The organism is Pseudoalteromonas sp. APC 3358 (assembly GCF_030408075.1).
GTDB lineage: Bacteria > Pseudomonadota > Gammaproteobacteria > Enterobacterales > Alteromonadaceae > Pseudoalteromonas > Pseudoalteromonas arctica.
The window spans coordinates 325601-341810 of record NZ_JASDCE010000003.1; the positions used below are offsets into that span (position 1 = coordinate 325601).

Below are 16210 nucleotides of genomic sequence, written 5' to 3' on the forward strand. Positions count from 1 at the left end.
GTTTTAACGGATAGTTGACCGCTGCGCTTTTACTCCGGATCATACCCCAAGTTAGGCGACAGCCATCTTTCAGCTTCTTCAAGCGTCATATTGGTTCGTTTAGCGTAGTCTTCAACTTGATCGCGTTGTACTGCTGCTACGGCGTAGTATTTAGCCTCAGGGTGTGAAAAGTACCAACCTGAAACAGCAGCACCTGGCCACATTGCGTATGAGCTGGTTAGCTGCATGCCAATGCGTTTTTCGGTATCGAGTAATTGCCAAATTTTCTTTTTCTCGGTGTGCTCTGGGCACGCAGGGTAACCTGGCGCTGGGCGAATACCTTGGTAGTTTTCGCGTATTAGCTCATCGTTTGCTAGGTTTTCGTCTGGTGCAAAACCCCAATACTCTTTACGTACTTTTTCGTGTAAGTATTCTGCAAACGCTTCTGCGAGCCTGTCGGCAACCGCTTTAATCATTATTTTGTTGTAATCGTCTTGCTGTGCGTCAAACGCATTTGCTAAGTCGTCTTCTTCTAAACCGCCCGTTACTGCAAACGCGCCAAAATAATCTGGTGTACCTTTGGGTGCTATGTAGTCGGCTAGGCAGTAATTAGCAAAGTCGGTTTTTTCGGTTTGCTGACGTAAATGGCACGAGGTAGTTAACAGCTCTTTGCGTGTTTCGTCGGTGTATATTTCTATGTCGTCCCCAACGCGGTTAGCAGGGAATAAACCTATTACGCCAAGTGGTTGCAAACTGCCTGCTTTTTCAAGGTCGTCTAACATGTCGTTAGCGTCTTTAAATAAGCTTTGCGCTTGCTCGCCTACTACTTCGTCGGTCATTATGCGCGGGTATTTACCGGCGATTGACCACGTCATAAAGTATGGCGTCCAATCTATGTATTTACGCAAAGTGGCAATAGATACGTTTTTAAACTCGATCACGCCAAGCTTTTTAGGCACTGGCGGCGTGTAGTTATCCCAATCAAGCTTTGCTGCATTATCGCGGGCACGCTGAATAGTAACAGGCTTAGAGCGTGGTTTTTTACGGGCTTGTTGCTCGCGTACTTTTACATATTCAGCTTTAGTTTTAGCTAAAAAGTCAGGTTTAATGTCTTTTGATAATAGGTTTGAAACCACACCAACTGCACGGCTGGCATTACTTACATACACAACGCCTTTGTCATATTGCGGCTCAATTTTTACTGCGGTGTGCGCTTTAGAAGTAGTAGCACCACCAATTAGTAGCGGCAGTTCAAAACCACGGCGTTTCATTTCTTTTGCCACATGTACCATTTCGTCAAGCGATGGGGTAATTAAGCCCGACAACCCAATAATATCGGCTTTTTCGTCGATGGCGGTTTGGAGTATTTTATCAGCCGGTACCATTACACCTAAGTCGATTACTTCATAGTTATTACATTGCAGTACAACACCCACAATATTTTTACCTATGTCGTGTACGTCACCTTTTACGGTCGCCATCACTATTTTACCGTTAGTTGAGCCTTCTTCTTTTTCAAGCTCAATGTATGGGTCTAGGTAGGCTACGGCTCGCTTCATTACGCGCGCCGACTTAACAACTTGTGGTAAAAACATTTTACCTGCGCCAAATAAGTCGCCTACTACGTTCATGCCGTCCATTAACGGCCCTTCAATTACGTGAATAGGTTTAGCTGCTGCGGCGCGGCATTCTTCGGTATCTTCATCTATAAAGGTAGTAATACCTTTTACAAGCGCGTGCTCAAGGCGTTTTGCAACAGGCCATGTGCGCCACTCTAAATCTTCTACTCGCTCGGCTTGTGCCATACCCGAATACTTAGGTGCAAGCTCTACTAAACGCTCACCTGCGCCTGAGTCGGTATTAAGTATTACGTCGGTAACGGCTTTACGTAGTTCTTCTGGTATATCATCGTAAACGGCTAGTTGCCCCGCATTTACAATACCCATGTCCATACCAGCTTGAATAGCGTGATATAAAAACACTGAGTGAATGGCTTCACGTACGGGGTTATTACCCCTAAACGAAAACGATACATTTGATACACCGCCCGACACTTTACAGTGCGGCAAATTTTGCTTAATACGGCGAGTGCCTTCAATAAATTCTACGGCGTAGTTATCGTGCTCTTCAATACCGGTGGCTACGGCAAATATATTAGGGTCGAATATAATATCTTCTGGCGCAAAGCCAATGTCTTCTACCAATATTTTATAACTGCGCGCACATATTGCGAACTTACGGTCTGCCGTGTCGGCTTGTCCGTCGGTATCAAATGCCATTACAACAGCGGCTGCACCAAAGCGTTTTATTATTTTAGCTTGGCGAATAAACGGCTCTTCGCCCTCTTTTAGCGATATTGAGTTAACAATCGCCTTGCCTTGAATACACTTTAAGCCTGCTTCTATTACTTCCCATTTTGAGGAGTCGACCATAATTGGTACGCGAGAAATATCAGGCTCTGAGGCTATTAAGTTTAAAAACTTAACCATGGCGGCTTTTGAGTCCAACATGGCTTCGTCCATGTTTATATCAATAACCTGTGCGCCATTTTCTACTTGTTCGCGTGCCACTGTTAGCGCGGCTTCAAAGTCTTCTTCCATGATTAAACGTTTAAACATGGCAGAACCCGTTACATTGGTACGTTCGCCGACATTAGTAAATACTGCTATTTGTTGGGTCATGCTGGCTCCTTAATTTAAGTTACAGGCTTCAAGGCCTGATAAACGCATGCGTACTTCAAGCTCTGGTAGTTGGCGTGGTTTAACGCCCGCTAAACCTTTTGCAAAAGCGCGAATATGCGCAGGCGTGGTGCCACAGCATCCGCCTACTATATTAATAAAGCCCGATTTACCCCAATCGATAATTTCGGTTGCCATATCGTCCGCTTCTAAGTCGTATTCACCAAACTCATTTGGTAAGCCCGCATTAGGGTGTACCGATGTAAAGGTTTCGCACACGCGCGATAACTCTTCTACATACTGGCGCAGTAAATCAGGGCCAAGCGCACAGTTTAAACCAATCGAAATAGGCTTAATATGGCGAATAGAATTATAAAATGCTTCGGTTGTTTGCCCCGAAAGCGTACGGCCTGAGGCATCGGTAATAGTACCCGAAATCATAACTGGTAATTTACGTCCTGCTTGCTCAAAGGCTTCTTCTACGCCAAACGAGGCGGCTTTTGCGTTAAGGGTATCGAATATAGTTTCGATTAGTATTAAATCGGCGCCGCCTTCCATTAATGCAAGTGTTGATTCAATATACGCAGTAACCAGCTTATCAAAGGTGACATTTCGGTAACCCGGATCGTTTACGTCTGGCGAAATTGAACACGTTTTAGATGTCGGCCCTAAAACACCGGCTACATAACGCGGTTTTTCTGGCGTTTTAGCCGTAAATTCATCACAAATGGCGCGTGCTAATTTAGCCGACTCTAGGTTTATTTCACGGCTTAGGCTTGCCATGTCGTAATCTTCCATCGAAATAGTGGTCGAGTTAAACGTATTGGTTTCGATAATATCGGCGCCCGCTGATAAAAAACCACGATGAATATCAGTGATTAAATTGGGCTTGGTTAGGCTTAATAAATCGTTATTCCCTTTAATTAATACATGCCAGTCTTTAAAACGCTCTCCGCGATAGTCTTCTTCTTCTAGCTTATGATCTTGGATCATGGTGCCCATAGCGCCATCTAAAATTAAAATGCGTTCTTTTAATGCGGCGCTTATTTCGGCTTGCTTATTATTTGTAGGAGCGTTATTCGGCATAGTTGTTAGTCCTCACGTCTTGGCTAACTAAATTAATATCATACGGTGTGGTTTGGTACACGTAGTAATTTAACCAGTTCGAAAAAAGTAAAAAAGCATGGCTTTGCCACGTTTTTGAAGGTTGTTTGGTTGCATCGTCATCCGGAAAGTAATTTTCGGGTTTTGGTGCATTAGGGCTTTTTTTACAATCGCGCTCGTATTCTGCTTTTAGCGAGTCGGCGTCGTACTCAGGGTGACCAGTTATAAACACTTGGCTACCCGATTTATTTTTAAGTAAGTAAGCCCCTACTCGCTCAGAACCAGCCAGTACAACTAGCTCATCACAGGCGTTTATTTTATTTATATCAATGTGGCCGTAGCGTGAGTGCGGTACTAAAAAGGTGTCGTCGAACCCGCGAGTCAGTGCACCGTGATCAAAATAACATTGGTGGGTAAATACACCACACAGTTTGTCGTCTTTTAAATCACGCTTTAAATTGTAACGGTGATATAACGCTGCATGTGCTGCCCAGCACGAAAATAACGTAGAGGTAACGTGTTGCTCAGCCCAATCTATAATGACCTTTAACTCATCCCAATACGCTACATCGTCGTATTCTAAATGCGCAAGTGGCGCACCGGTTACAATTAATGCATCGTAATTGTTGTCTTTAACCTCAGAAAAATAACGATAAAAGGTATCAAGGTGCTCTTCTGAATTACTGCTACTGCGGTGAGTGTCGAGACGCAGTAGTTCTACGTTTACTTGCAAAGGCGAGTTGGCAAGCAAGCGAATAAACTGAACTTCGGTTTCTACTTTATTAGGCATTAAGTTTAAAATAGCCAAACGCATTGGGCGTATCTCTTGCGTTTTTGCACGTGTTTTTGGCATTACAAATACGTTTTCTTGACGTAAACGTGCAATTGCTGGCAACTCGTCTTTTACTGTAATTGGCATACTTTACTCCTGCTCATAAAAACCGAAGCTTAATTATGAACTGAAAGTAAAAAATATCAACCTCTAGATGTATAGATGTCTAAATGAAATTTATTCATGATTTTATACTTTACTTACAAGCATGCTTTAGTGCTTTAAAACCCACCATTCGTTGACTGTTTCACCTGTCAGCCACTACAATACAACATTGAAATTTTTATTATTATTTGAAGGCTTTCCTCCATGGTTTTACCTGATAAATTTATATTCTCGATGAGTCGAGTATCTAAGGTTGTGCCACCTAAGCGCACTATCTTAAAAGATATTTCGTTACACTTTTTTCCTGGCGCTAAAATTGGTGTGCTTGGTTTAAACGGTTCTGGTAAATCTACGTTGCTACGTATTATGGCCGGTGTTGACCAAGATTTTGAAGGTGATGCACATCCTCAGCCTGGTACAAAAATTGGTTATTTACCGCAAGAGCCTGTTTTAGACGAAAGCAAAACAGTTCGTGAAATTGTTGAAGAAGCTGTTGGCGAAGTTAAACACGCACTTAAACGTCTTGACGAAGTGTATAACGAATACGCCATGGAAGACGCTGACTTTGACGCACTTGCAAAAGAGCAAGGCGAGCTTGAAGCTGTTATTCAGGCGCACGATGGTCACAACATTGATAACGTTTTAGAGCGTGCTGCTGATGCACTTCGCCTACCAGAATGGGATGCTAAAATTGAGCACCTTTCAGGTGGTGAGCGTCGTCGTGTTGCTATATGTCGATTACTGCTTGAAAAACCAGACATGCTTATTCTCGATGAACCAACTAACCACTTGGATGCTGAGTCGGTTGCATGGTTAGAGCGCTTCTTACACGATTACGAAGGCACTGTTGTGGCGGTAACGCATGACCGTTACTTCCTTGATAATGTAGCTGGTTGGATATTGGAGCTTGACCGTGGTGAAGGTATTCCATGGGAAGGTAACTACTCTTCTTGGCTTGAACAAAAAGATGCGCGCTTACAGCAAGAACAAAAATCTGAAAAAGCACGTCAAAAATCAATTGCGCAAGAACTTGAATGGGTTCGTTCAAACCCTAAAGGTCGCCAAGCTAAGTCAAAAGCACGTATGGCTCAGTTTACTGAAATGCAGCAGTCTGATTACCAAAAACGTAACGAAACTAACGAGATGTTTATTCCACCTGGTCCGCGTTTAGGCGACCAAGTGCTTGAAGTAACTAATCTTCGTAAGAGTTTTGGCGATCGCGTTTTAATTGACGATTTAAGCTTTAGCATGCCAAAAGGTGCCATTGTGGGCATTATTGGTGCTAATGGCGCGGGTAAATCAACGCTGTTTAAAATGATCAGTGGTGAGCAAAAGCAAGACAGCGGTAGCATTACCGTTGGCGAAAGCGTACACCTTGCTACTGTTGATCAGTTCCGCGACGGTATGGACGAAAGCAAAACTGTTTTCCAAGAAATATCAGACGGTCAAGACGTACTAAAAATTGGTAACTTTGAGTTCCAAAGCCGTGCGTATGTAAGTCGCTTTAACTTTAAAGGTAACGATCAGCAAAAGTTTGTTAAAGACCTATCAGGTGGTGAGCGTAACCGTTTACACCTTGCTAAGTTATTAAAAGCTGGCGGCAATGTGTTACTACTCGATGAGCCAACCAATGACTTGGACGTTGAAACACTACGCGCACTAGAGAACGCTATTTTAGAGTTCCCTGGTTGTGTAATGTGTATCTCGCATGACCGTTGGTTCCTTGACCGTATTGCTACGCACATTTTAGATTACCGCGACGAAGGTCAAATTAACTTCTTTGATGGTAACTATACTGAATACGAAGAGTGGCTTAAAAAGACACTAGGTGCAGCAGCAACTGAACCTAAACGTATTAAGTACAAAAAAATTGGTTAATATTTACTGTAGCTAATTTATTACAGTAAAACTAAGCCCTGCATTTATGCGGGGCTTTTTTATGCCACCAGCATTACAGGAGCATATCCTGCTAGCATGTAGAGAATTACCCGCTATGCTTAATTTATTATAAAAATAGTAAGGCTAAATTAGGTTATGCAAAATCGTCGTCAGTTTTCTCGTGTTTTATTTTCAACCGATGCACAAGTGATTTTTAATGATCACCAATACCCATGTAAATTACTTGATGTATCTTTGCATGGCGCATTAATCACTAAATGTGATGCTTTTATTGGCAACCAAAATAGCCAAGCTGTTCTGCGTTTTTCGCTGCCTCAAAGCGAAATAGAAATAAAAATGGAGGTTGTGGTGTGCCATATAGAAGCGGATCATATTGGTTTAAAATGCCACCATATTGATATAGACAGCATTACTTATTTAAAGCGTTTAATAGAGCTAAACTTAGCTGATGACGAACTATTACATCGCGAACTCGCTATGTTGATTCACGACACGCAAGAATAGACTCATTTGGATTAGTTGATTACCATGGTGCAAACTTTTCAACTTGTGTAAGCATGACTTTAAATCCACATTTACCTTTGGTGTATCACCCTAACTACTCGTTTAATTTCGATCCAAAGCATCGTTTTGCAATGAGTAAGTTTGCACATTTATATCAGCATGTTGCAGAGCTTGGTTTGATTGGCGATAACCTGGTTGAGCCAATATTAGGCACGCCAGAGCCACTTGAGCTAATACACTGCGAAAATTACATACACGATTTGTGGAATAACCGCTTAGATGAAAAAGCAATGCGCCGCATTGGCCTACCTTGGTCAAAAGAGCTTATGGCACGTACCTTTACAGCTCCTCAAGGTACTTTGCAAACAGCTCGTTTAGCACTTAAACACGGTATAGCGTGTCACTTAGCCGGTGGTACACACCATGCGCATACCGATTTTGGCTCAGGCTACTGCATGGTTAATGATTTAGCCTTTACCACGCAAACTTTAATTGAATCGGGTGAAGTAACTAACGTACTTATTTTTGATTTAGACGTGCACCAAGGTGATGGCACAGCCGCAATGTTAGAGCATCAAGCATACGCTTATACTTGTTCTATCCATTGTGAAAAAAACTTCCCCTTTAGAAAGTCCGCTAGCGATTTAGATATTGGCTTAGCCGATAATATGAAAGACGACGAATACCTTGCCGTAGTTGACGACACCTTGAGTTATTTACTTAAAGAGCTAAACCCAAGCTTGGTACTTTACGATGCTGGCGTTGATATTTGGCAAGGCGATGGCTTGGGTAAATTAGATATCAGCTGGGATGGCATAGTTAAGCGCGACCATTTAGTGCTAAAACGCTGCCTTGAACACAATACACCCGTTGCTACAGTAATAGGTGGTGGCTACGATAAAGACCATCTTCGCCTCGCTAAACGCCATGCTATTGTTGTTGAGCAAGCCGCTAGCTTTTAGTTTGAAATAAAAATGTTAAATTCTCGTTCTTATTTAATATGTAAAATAAGAACGAACATATTATGAAACAACTATTTATTGCCATCGCACTAATTTTTATAAGCTTTACAAGCTATTCGCAAGAAGAAAGCACGCAAGAAACATACCCTAAGCTACCTACATTAAATTTACAAATGGCTGATGGGTCGCCGCTCAATACTCAAGATTTATTAGGTCAACCTTACGTTTTACACTTTTGGGCAACGTGGTGTCCGTACTGTAAAAAGCTTCAGCCAGCACTTCAAAAAATTGATGATATGGGCTTAAAAGTTATTGCCGTGAGCTTTAAAGAAGATGACGATGCTACTCCCGCTAAAGCGCTTTCAGGCAGAGGTTATACTTTTAAAACAGCCGTAAAAGCCGATGCAATAGCACAGCAATTAGGTATACGAGGCACACCTACTACATTGTTTGTAAATAAAGAAGGTAATGTAATTTGGCTGACTAATACGTCAAACCCAGAGGACGCAAATCTACATTTAAAGGCACGAACATTGTTGCATTCCATCGACATGGCAACTGAGTAACTTATTGCGCTTTTAACTGATTAGGTGTTAAGCCTGTCCAGCGTTTAAAGGCGCGCCGAAAGTTAGGTATATCGTAAAAAGCTAAATGCTCAGCGACTTGTTCGTTATGTTTAGCGCACAGAGTAAGTAGGTAAATAGCTTTGTGCTTATTTTGCTCATCTATTAACGCTGAAAAGCGTACCCCATTGAGTTTGAGTCTGCGCTTAAATGTAGCTGAGCTCATAGCAAAGTGCTTTGCGGTACACTCTAAATTAGCACTTGGGTGAGAGTATAAGTATCTGCAGACGGCTTCAATAAAAGTCATGCTAACTACGCTTTTATTATGTAGCTGCGACTGCGCTTGCATAAATCGTAATTGACTCGCATGCGGGTTTTTAGCCCTTAACATGGTTTTATTTAATACCCAGCGAGTACATGGCTTATCAAAACTTACCTTTAGCCCTAAATTTTGCTCGTATTCTTGAATATGCCGAGGGCGTTTAAAAGCAAAGTCGAACTGACAATGCGGGTAACTTTCGCTCACTCGTTTAAGTAAACTATAAAATGCAGTGCTGTATATCTCTAGCACATAGTGGTAAAGGCTTTCATCAAACCCATGTGCTGGCTGAATATAAATATAAACATTATCGTTTTTAATATACGTTTGGCTAAACAGCAAAGGCGCTAATTGCATTCTTAAAAGTGATAATTGCTTTAATACTTGAGCTAAATTATCGCTATATTTTAATGCCTGAGCTTCGGCTCGCGTGTCGTTAATAAGTTGGCTACCGAGTAAAAAACCACTGTCAGTACTTTTCATCAACAACTTAAATTGAGCTAATAAACGCACCTGCTGAGACACACTAAATGTATGCTGAAAATTAAGTAAGTCTTGTTCAAAAATACCGGTACCGCGTAGCAGCTTATGTAAATTTATGTTTCGGCTTTGAGCAAGCTCTACAGCTGACGTAATAAGCCCTTGAGCGCTTAAATATTTATCGTCTTGGCTAACAAACATGTGTACGGTGCGCTACTTTTTGTTGATGCTTTTTTTGTTGTAATTGACTATGCAGTTGGCTTGTTAGTTTATCTGTACTGCTATGCTTATTACCTTGTATTAAGGCGGTAGTGACATATTGAAACTTTGCTTTTTTAGATGCTTCAACTTTAAATGCACAATGCTTTAGAGCTCCTTTAATTTGTGCCATCAACTCTTTAGCTTGCTGCTCTGTAGTGGCTGGCATTAGTACCATAAAGCAATCTCCTGCGTAGCGGCACACTACATCACTTAGTCGGCAATTCATTAACAATAGCTCGCTAATTTCACGCAGTAACCGATCGCCCTCACTAAAGCCAAACTCACTATTAAAATGCGAAAAATCACGAATATCAATAGCCCCAAGCCAGAGTGGTTGTTTGCTCGTAAGTTGCTCTTTAATTGCAGAATCTAGGTACTGCGCCTTATAAAGACCTGTAACTGAGCACACCTTATCGTGCTCACGTAAATGCGCTTCACGGCGGCGTAGCTGACGATTTAATACGTACTGCTCTTGATGCCAATAATACAAACCCACACTCGTTAACAACATGCCTAAAGGTGCTGGCAGAGATTCAATCCAACTGAGCCATTGATGGGCGGGATGCATTAGCCATTCATCAAGTAAATCTAGGGTTGCCGAGAACATAAATAGCCCAACACCTATCACTAAGTAAGTGGTTACTTTACTCGGTGGTCTTGAAATTAATAACGCGGCAATCCATACAAGGGTCATTAATACAATACCGCCCTCCCCCATAATATCGAGCCACTGAATACTGGCGTAAGTTTTTAATACACCTAAGTAACTACTTAAAAACACAGCGCTAAAAAACATCGCAATAATAGCGTTTATTAATAATCGGTGGCTGATAAAGGGGTTAAATCGCATGTGCGGTATCTCGTTTATAAATGAGTTTTGAAGTTAGTTCATACAAGTTTTTGTTAGCAGGGTCATATTAGCTCAGCTATATGACAACGAGATGATACCTACTTTAAAAACAGCCCTGCACGGTACATAACACCTGACTTTACGAGGAGTGATAAAAGCTCAATACGCTCTAGATATTGCTCAAATACCTCTAAATACATGTATTTAACCTAAACCCTGTCACATTTACGTAATCAAATATCTTTAGCTTGCTCGCCATACCAAGAAACAACCCAGCAATAACCAAGAGCAAATACAATGAAAGACTTTAAAATAAAAGCACTGGTAGCCGCATTAGCCTTATGTAATTTGACGGCTTATGCAGAAGATGATGCAAAAGAAACCACAAAAAAAGATATCGAAGTTTCTGACAAAATTGTTGTATACGGTGAAATTGGCTACAGAAACCGCTCAGACGAACTCGCACCAACCTTAGAATATTCACAAGAGTACTTTCAACGTTTTGAACCATTGACCGCAGGCGATGCATTAAAACGAGTACCCAGTGTTACATTTTTATCGGATGTGCTTGAATCGGATGGTGCACGTATGCGGGGGTTAAGCCCTGCTTATACAAAGGTGCTTATAAACGGTGAAGAAGTACCTGGCGCTGGTGCCGATCGTTCATTTTTTGTTGACCGAATTCCGGCTGAGTTAATTGAACGCGTTGAAATAATTCGCTCATCAAGTGCTAACCGCTCAGCCGATGCTATTGCGGGCACATTAAATATTGTATTGCGCGATGGTTACAGTTTAGATGGCGGTTACTTGCGTGCTGGTGGCTTGCTTTATGACGATGGTGAATTTAAAGAAAGCTTAGCTGCAGTGTACGGTACTGAATTTGCTGGTGGGCGCTTATTACTTGGTGCAAATTTACAAGGCAGATATAACCCAAAACAAAAAACTAGTTTGCGCTACGGCGATAGCCCTGAAAACAATATAAACTTTCAAACAGAAGAATTTGATAACCGCGAAGACCAATCTGACACTCGCGATGGCGACGACACGTCACTTAACTCCAGCTACGAGATTGTTTTTGATAACAATAGTCAGTTTAATATTAGCGCTATGTGGGTTGATACAGAGCGTACTGAGGATGAACGTTCATTTGAATACAACGACCCAACTGCAACCAATAACGATATTGTAAATGGCGGTAACTTAGAAACAGATAATGCGAATGTTAAATATATTGACCAAACTAATTACAACATCAATACCGCTTATGAATTTCCACTACTAAGCGGCACAAGTAAGTTTAAATTTGGCTTTGCTCGGTTTGAAGAGTCTGTTTATGAGGAAGAAGTCGAATTAGATACCTCAGAGCTGCCTATGGTATTTGAAGAAGAGCAAACTAAAAGTGAAATAGATGATAAAGAATGGACTCTACAGTGGCAACACAGCCAACCTTGGGGTGACAGCAAAGAAATTCAGTTTGGTGCATTTTTACAAAATAAAAAACGCGACAGTGAAATTTTAGAATCGCAAAACGAATTAGAACTTGCACTTACCAGTTGGGATCAATACGCAGCAACACCTTTAACGCTTGCTGCATTTAATAGCGAGTACGAAGCGGTTACTGGTGGTGTAAATACTTTAGAAGAAGATCGCTTTGACTTATTTGCCCTTGTTAAGCACAAAGATGATTTATTTGCTTGGGAGCTGGGCGTTCGCTGGGAGTCTACCGATTCTAAAATTAATGATAAAACAATTGGCGTGACCGAAAATAATAGTTACGACTTTATCCTCCCCTCGGCACACTTTCGTTATAACGTTAGCGAAAATGGACGCGTTAGCGCCTCTGTTGCGCGTAGTTTACGACGCCCCGAGTTTGATTTTTTAACACCGGCACTTATCGAAAAAGAGCTTGGCGATAACGACCAACTAGGTAACCCTGAATTAAAACCAGAATCAGCTTGGGGTATGGACTTAGGCTACGAGTATCGTTTAGGAAAAAGCGGTGTTGTCGGTATTAATTTATTTTACCGCAAAGTAAATGACTTAATAGAAATTGCCAACACAGAACAAGAAGGCTCTGAGGGCGAAGGTACATTTGTACTGCAACCACGCAACACAGGCGATGGTAATGTTAAAGGCGTTGAGCTTGATTTATCTACTCCACTTGGCGCATTTAGCATGCCTAATACGGGTGTATTTTTAAACTACTCATGGCTTGATAGTGAAGTAACCGATTTTTTTGGAACTCGCAAATTTAACGACCAATCAGACTACGTTTATAACGTTGGGTTTATTCAAGACTTACCCGAACTCAAAGCTGCATTTGGCGTAACTTACCGCAAGCAAGGTGATGCATATGGACGTATTGTAGGTGAAGAAATCACTACATCTTACAGTGCCGACTTTGAAGTGTTTTTAGAAAAACGTTGGGAAGATGTAACGCTACGCTTGGTGGGTTCAAACCTACTTGATGCAAGTAAAGACGAAACCTTTAATAAATTTGATACCGTTGAAGATCAGTTTAGTAGAAGCTTTGATGAGTACGAAATTGAATCTGAAGAAGCGGGACCGGTTTATCAACTTATGCTGCGTTACGCGTTTTAAATAAGTTTATGAGGTAGTGCTAATCACTTTATTTAGCGCTATCAAACATGGGAGAACAATAATGATAAAAAAAACATTACTGCTAATAACACTTGGCTTATGCAGTATACAAAGCGTATTGGCAAACGTAACGTACACCGACGTATTATACGAGCAACAAAAAATTGCCAACTTGACAGTGCTGCCTAAGAGCTTAAATTTTACGGTTATTGGTGATTGGGGTCATAACGGGCACTTTTATCAAAAAGACGTAGCACACCAGTTAGAAATAGCGATGTTTCAAACGGATAGTGATTTTACTATTTCAACTGGCGATAACTTTTACCCCAATGGCGTAGCAAGTGTTAACGACCCGCTTTGGCAAAGTGCCTATGAAGATATTTACCATGGTCCACATACATTCGAGCCTTGGTATGTAGTACTGGGTAACCATGATTATTTAGGTAATGCGCAAGCACAACTTGATTACAGTAAAAAAAGTCAGCGCTGGAATTTACCTGCACGCTATTACAGCAAAACCTTTACTTTAAAAGGTGGCGAGCAGATATTAATGGTGTTTTTAGACACTAATACTTTAAATCCTGAATACAAAACACGCGAAAAATACAAAGCAACTCAAGGGCAAAACAGCCAAGCGCAATTAACATGGTTAAATAGCCAGCTCGAAAATAGCCAAGCACGATGGAAAATAGTGGTTGGTCATCACCCACTTTATAGCAGTGGAAAACGTTACGGACTTACTGAAGGTTTACGTAATTTACTCGAGCCCATATTTGAGCAAAATGGTGTGCAAGCATACATAGCAGGACACGAACATGACCTGCAACATAACCAAATAGATGGCAGTAAACTCGACCACTTTGTATCTGGTGGCGGTAGCGAAGCGCGTTACGTAAAACAACGTGAATTTACGCGTTTTGCAGAAGCTACTCCAGGATTTTTGAGCTTTTCGATTAACAATGAAGCACTAAAAGCAACGGCTATTAACTATAAAGGCGAAGTGCGTTACAGCACTCAAAAGCGCTTTGACCAATAAAGGGTTACAACATGAACTTTAAATTAAAAACATCTCTTAGCTTAATTGTAAGTAGCTTAGTGCTTAGTACATTAAGTGCGTGTAGCAATAGTAACGTGACTACAAATACGGCAGTAAAAAACACACCCGATAAAGTAGTCATTAATAGTACTAAATTTGGTCCAACAGATAACATGCAAGGCTCACAAGCGGCATGGTTAAATAATAACAATTGGTTGCTAGCAAGCGAAAGCAAAGGCTTAGTGTTAGTTGAAAGTGAAACGCAACAAAGCAGCATTATAAAAAAAGGTAACTTTGAAGCACTTTCTGTCACTAAGCTAACAGCACACTCATTTTTGGTTGCAACTATTGATAACAATCAAGATAACGTTGTTATATTTAATCTTGAACACACTCAAAGTGGCTGGAATACAACTGAACTAACACGTATTAATCCACCACAAGCACAACCCGATACAGTGTGTTTATTTGCTAATAAAGCGAGTGAATCAATATCAGCATTTGTACCTGATGTACGCGGGCTAATTACTGAAACTATTGTTTTTGATACAGCAAATAATAAAGCGGTTAACGTAAATGTACGTGAATTTTCTGGCGTTAGTGAGGCGTCGGGTTGTGCTGTAAGTACAACAACAAATACCTTATATGTAAGTGAAAGCGAAGTAGGCATTTGGGCAATAAACGCGAACGCTGAATCGCAAGCAGATAAAAAACCGATTGCTTTAGTCGCACCCTTTGGAAAGTTACACAGTGAACTAGGAGCTATTTCGGCTTCGCAAGATGGTATGATCTGGTTTACTAGTACCAAAAACAATACTGTGTATGCTTATGATCCAATTAGTAAAATGCTTAATAACTGGATGTTAAATGGTGACTTGAGCTTGGAATCGGTAGCGGTAAATTACACAAGTAACAATGCGGCAACGGCAGTGCTGTATAACGACGAAACAGGCGCTTATATTAAAAGTACATTACCTGTAACACCTATCAAAAAATCATTAAAAACCAGCACCCAATCAATTACTCAAATAAAGGCAAGTGCACAAACTGCCCCCGTTCAAGCATTTGGTGATGCAGCAGACGATCCGGCAATTTGGGTTAACCCTAAAAATGCAGCAAACAGCTTAATTTTAGGCACCGATAAACGCCGTGGACTAATGGTATATAGCCTAAATGGCAAGCTTGAACAGTCACTCGAAGTTGGTCGTTTAAATAACGTGGACCTGCGACAAAATAGCACCATTAAAAACAGTACCAATACATTAATAACCGCCAGTAACCGAACACTTAACGGTATTAGTGTATTTACAGTACAAGCTAATAATAATGTGAAGTACATTACTGATATTCCTACCAATCTTGATGAAATTTATGGCTTATGTATGTACTCGTCAAATACGGGGAACTATGTATTTGTAAATGATAAATCGGGGCTGTATCAGCAATATAAAATCAGTGAGGATAACGAAAAAACAACAGGCAAACTTGTTCGCGAGTTTAACCTACCAAGCCAACCAGAAGGCTGTAGTGCAGATGATGAACTAGGACAATTATTTGTAGGCGAAGAAGATGCCGGTATTTGGTTTATAGGTGCAGAGCCAACGGCAGGAAGTACACCGGTTATGCTACAAGACATAAATGAGCAACTTGTTGATGATGTTGAAGGTATGGAAATTTACCACAGCGACCAAACACGTTATTTAGTTGTTTCGAGCCAAGGTGATAACAGCTACGTACTGTATAAAATAAAGAATGGTACTGCGGGCATTAAAACACCTAGCTTAGAGTTTGCAGGTAAGTTTAGTGTAATAAGTGATTTGGTTAATGGTATTGATGGCTCATCAGAAACCGACGGGTTAACAGTAACATCTAAGTCTCTTCCGGGTTATCCTGAAGGTATTCTAGTTGTACAAGATGGTTATAACCGTATGCCACAGCAGCCTCAAAACTTTAAAATAATAGATTGGCGAGAAGTAAAAAAAGCAATTAAGTAGTGCTTATTTAGTCGCTATTATTTTAATGTCGCTTTGAGATTAC

Annotated in this window: 12 protein-coding genes; 7 read left to right on the forward strand and 5 right to left on the reverse strand. The window is 41.0% G+C overall.

The window, feature by feature from the left end:
• Window positions 1–29: 29 nt before the first annotated feature.
• From metH to metA, 3 genes are read right to left on the reverse strand one after another with little or no spacing between them, the layout of a single operon-like run.
• Entirely contained in the window at window positions 30–2660 is a 2631-nt protein-coding gene (gene metH / locus QL995_RS06610) for a methionine synthase (RefSeq protein WP_290293795.1), read from the reverse strand.
• A 9-nt stretch (window positions 2661–2669) separates the two neighbouring features.
• Window positions 2670–3743: a homocysteine S-methyltransferase family protein gene (locus QL995_RS06615; RefSeq protein ID WP_290293796.1), complete on the reverse strand. Its 1074-nt coding sequence runs from the start codon at window positions 3741–3743 to the stop codon at window positions 2670–2672.
• Window positions 3733–4680 (reverse strand): homoserine O-succinyltransferase, encoded by a 948-nt coding sequence (metA, locus tag QL995_RS06620; RefSeq protein ID WP_007376156.1) that lies wholly within the window; start codon window positions 4678–4680, stop codon window positions 3733–3735. The genes QL995_RS06615 and metA overlap by 11 nt, the downstream gene beginning before the upstream one ends.
• 222 nt (window positions 4681–4902) lie before the next feature.
• Here metA and ettA point away from each other — a divergent pair, with 222 nt between their 5' ends.
• The 4 genes from ettA (at window position 4903) to QL995_RS06640 (ending at window position 8629) form a co-directional block, all read left to right on the forward strand.
• A complete protein-coding gene (gene ettA, locus QL995_RS06625) occupies window positions 4903–6576 on the forward strand; it encodes an energy-dependent translational throttle protein EttA (RefSeq protein WP_007581203.1) in 1674 nt (557 codons plus the stop codon).
• A gap of 156 nt (window positions 6577–6732) precedes the next feature.
• Window positions 6733–7101: a PilZ domain-containing protein gene (locus QL995_RS06630; protein ID WP_007581201.1), complete on the forward strand. Its 369-nt coding sequence runs from the start codon at window positions 6733–6735 to the stop codon at window positions 7099–7101.
• Between the two features lie 53 nt (window positions 7102–7154).
• Complete coding sequence (locus tag QL995_RS06635; RefSeq protein WP_290293797.1) at window positions 7155–8063, forward strand: histone deacetylase; 909 nt, start codon at window positions 7155–7157, stop codon at window positions 8061–8063.
• Window positions 8064–8125: 62 nt separating this feature from the next.
• On the forward strand, window positions 8126–8629 hold the full coding sequence (locus QL995_RS06640; protein WP_282113943.1) for a TlpA disulfide reductase family protein: 504 nt from the start codon (window positions 8126–8128) through the stop codon (window positions 8627–8629).
• A 1-nt stretch (window position 8630) separates the two neighbouring features.
• Here the strand turns inward: QL995_RS06640 and QL995_RS06645 are convergent, their stop codons facing one another.
• Complete coding sequence (locus QL995_RS06645) at window positions 8631–9626, reverse strand: AraC family transcriptional regulator (protein ID WP_033013510.1); 996 nt, start codon at window positions 9624–9626, stop codon at window positions 8631–8633.
• On the reverse strand, window positions 9616–10536 hold the full coding sequence (locus tag QL995_RS06650; protein ID WP_290293799.1) for a diguanylate cyclase: 921 nt from the start codon (window positions 10534–10536) through the stop codon (window positions 9616–9618). The genes QL995_RS06645 and QL995_RS06650 overlap by 11 nt, the downstream gene beginning before the upstream one ends.
• A gap of 297 nt (window positions 10537–10833) precedes the next feature.
• Between QL995_RS06650 and QL995_RS06655 the strand changes: the two genes are divergently transcribed.
• The 3 genes from QL995_RS06655 (at window position 10834) to QL995_RS06665 (ending at window position 16167) form a co-directional block, all read left to right on the forward strand.
• Window positions 10834–13137 carry a TonB-dependent receptor gene (locus tag QL995_RS06655; RefSeq protein WP_290293800.1) on the forward strand — a complete coding sequence of 768 codons (2304 nt, stop codon included), beginning with the start codon at window positions 10834–10836 and terminating at the stop codon, window positions 13135–13137.
• A gap of 61 nt (window positions 13138–13198) precedes the next feature.
• Complete coding sequence (locus tag QL995_RS06660) at window positions 13199–14173, forward strand: metallophosphoesterase (RefSeq protein WP_121954115.1); 975 nt, start codon at window positions 13199–13201, stop codon at window positions 14171–14173.
• 11 nt (window positions 14174–14184) lie between these two features.
• A complete protein-coding gene (locus QL995_RS06665) occupies window positions 14185–16167 on the forward strand; it encodes a phytase (protein WP_290293801.1) in 1983 nt (660 codons plus the stop codon).
• The last annotated feature ends 43 nt before the right edge of the window (window positions 16168–16210 follow it).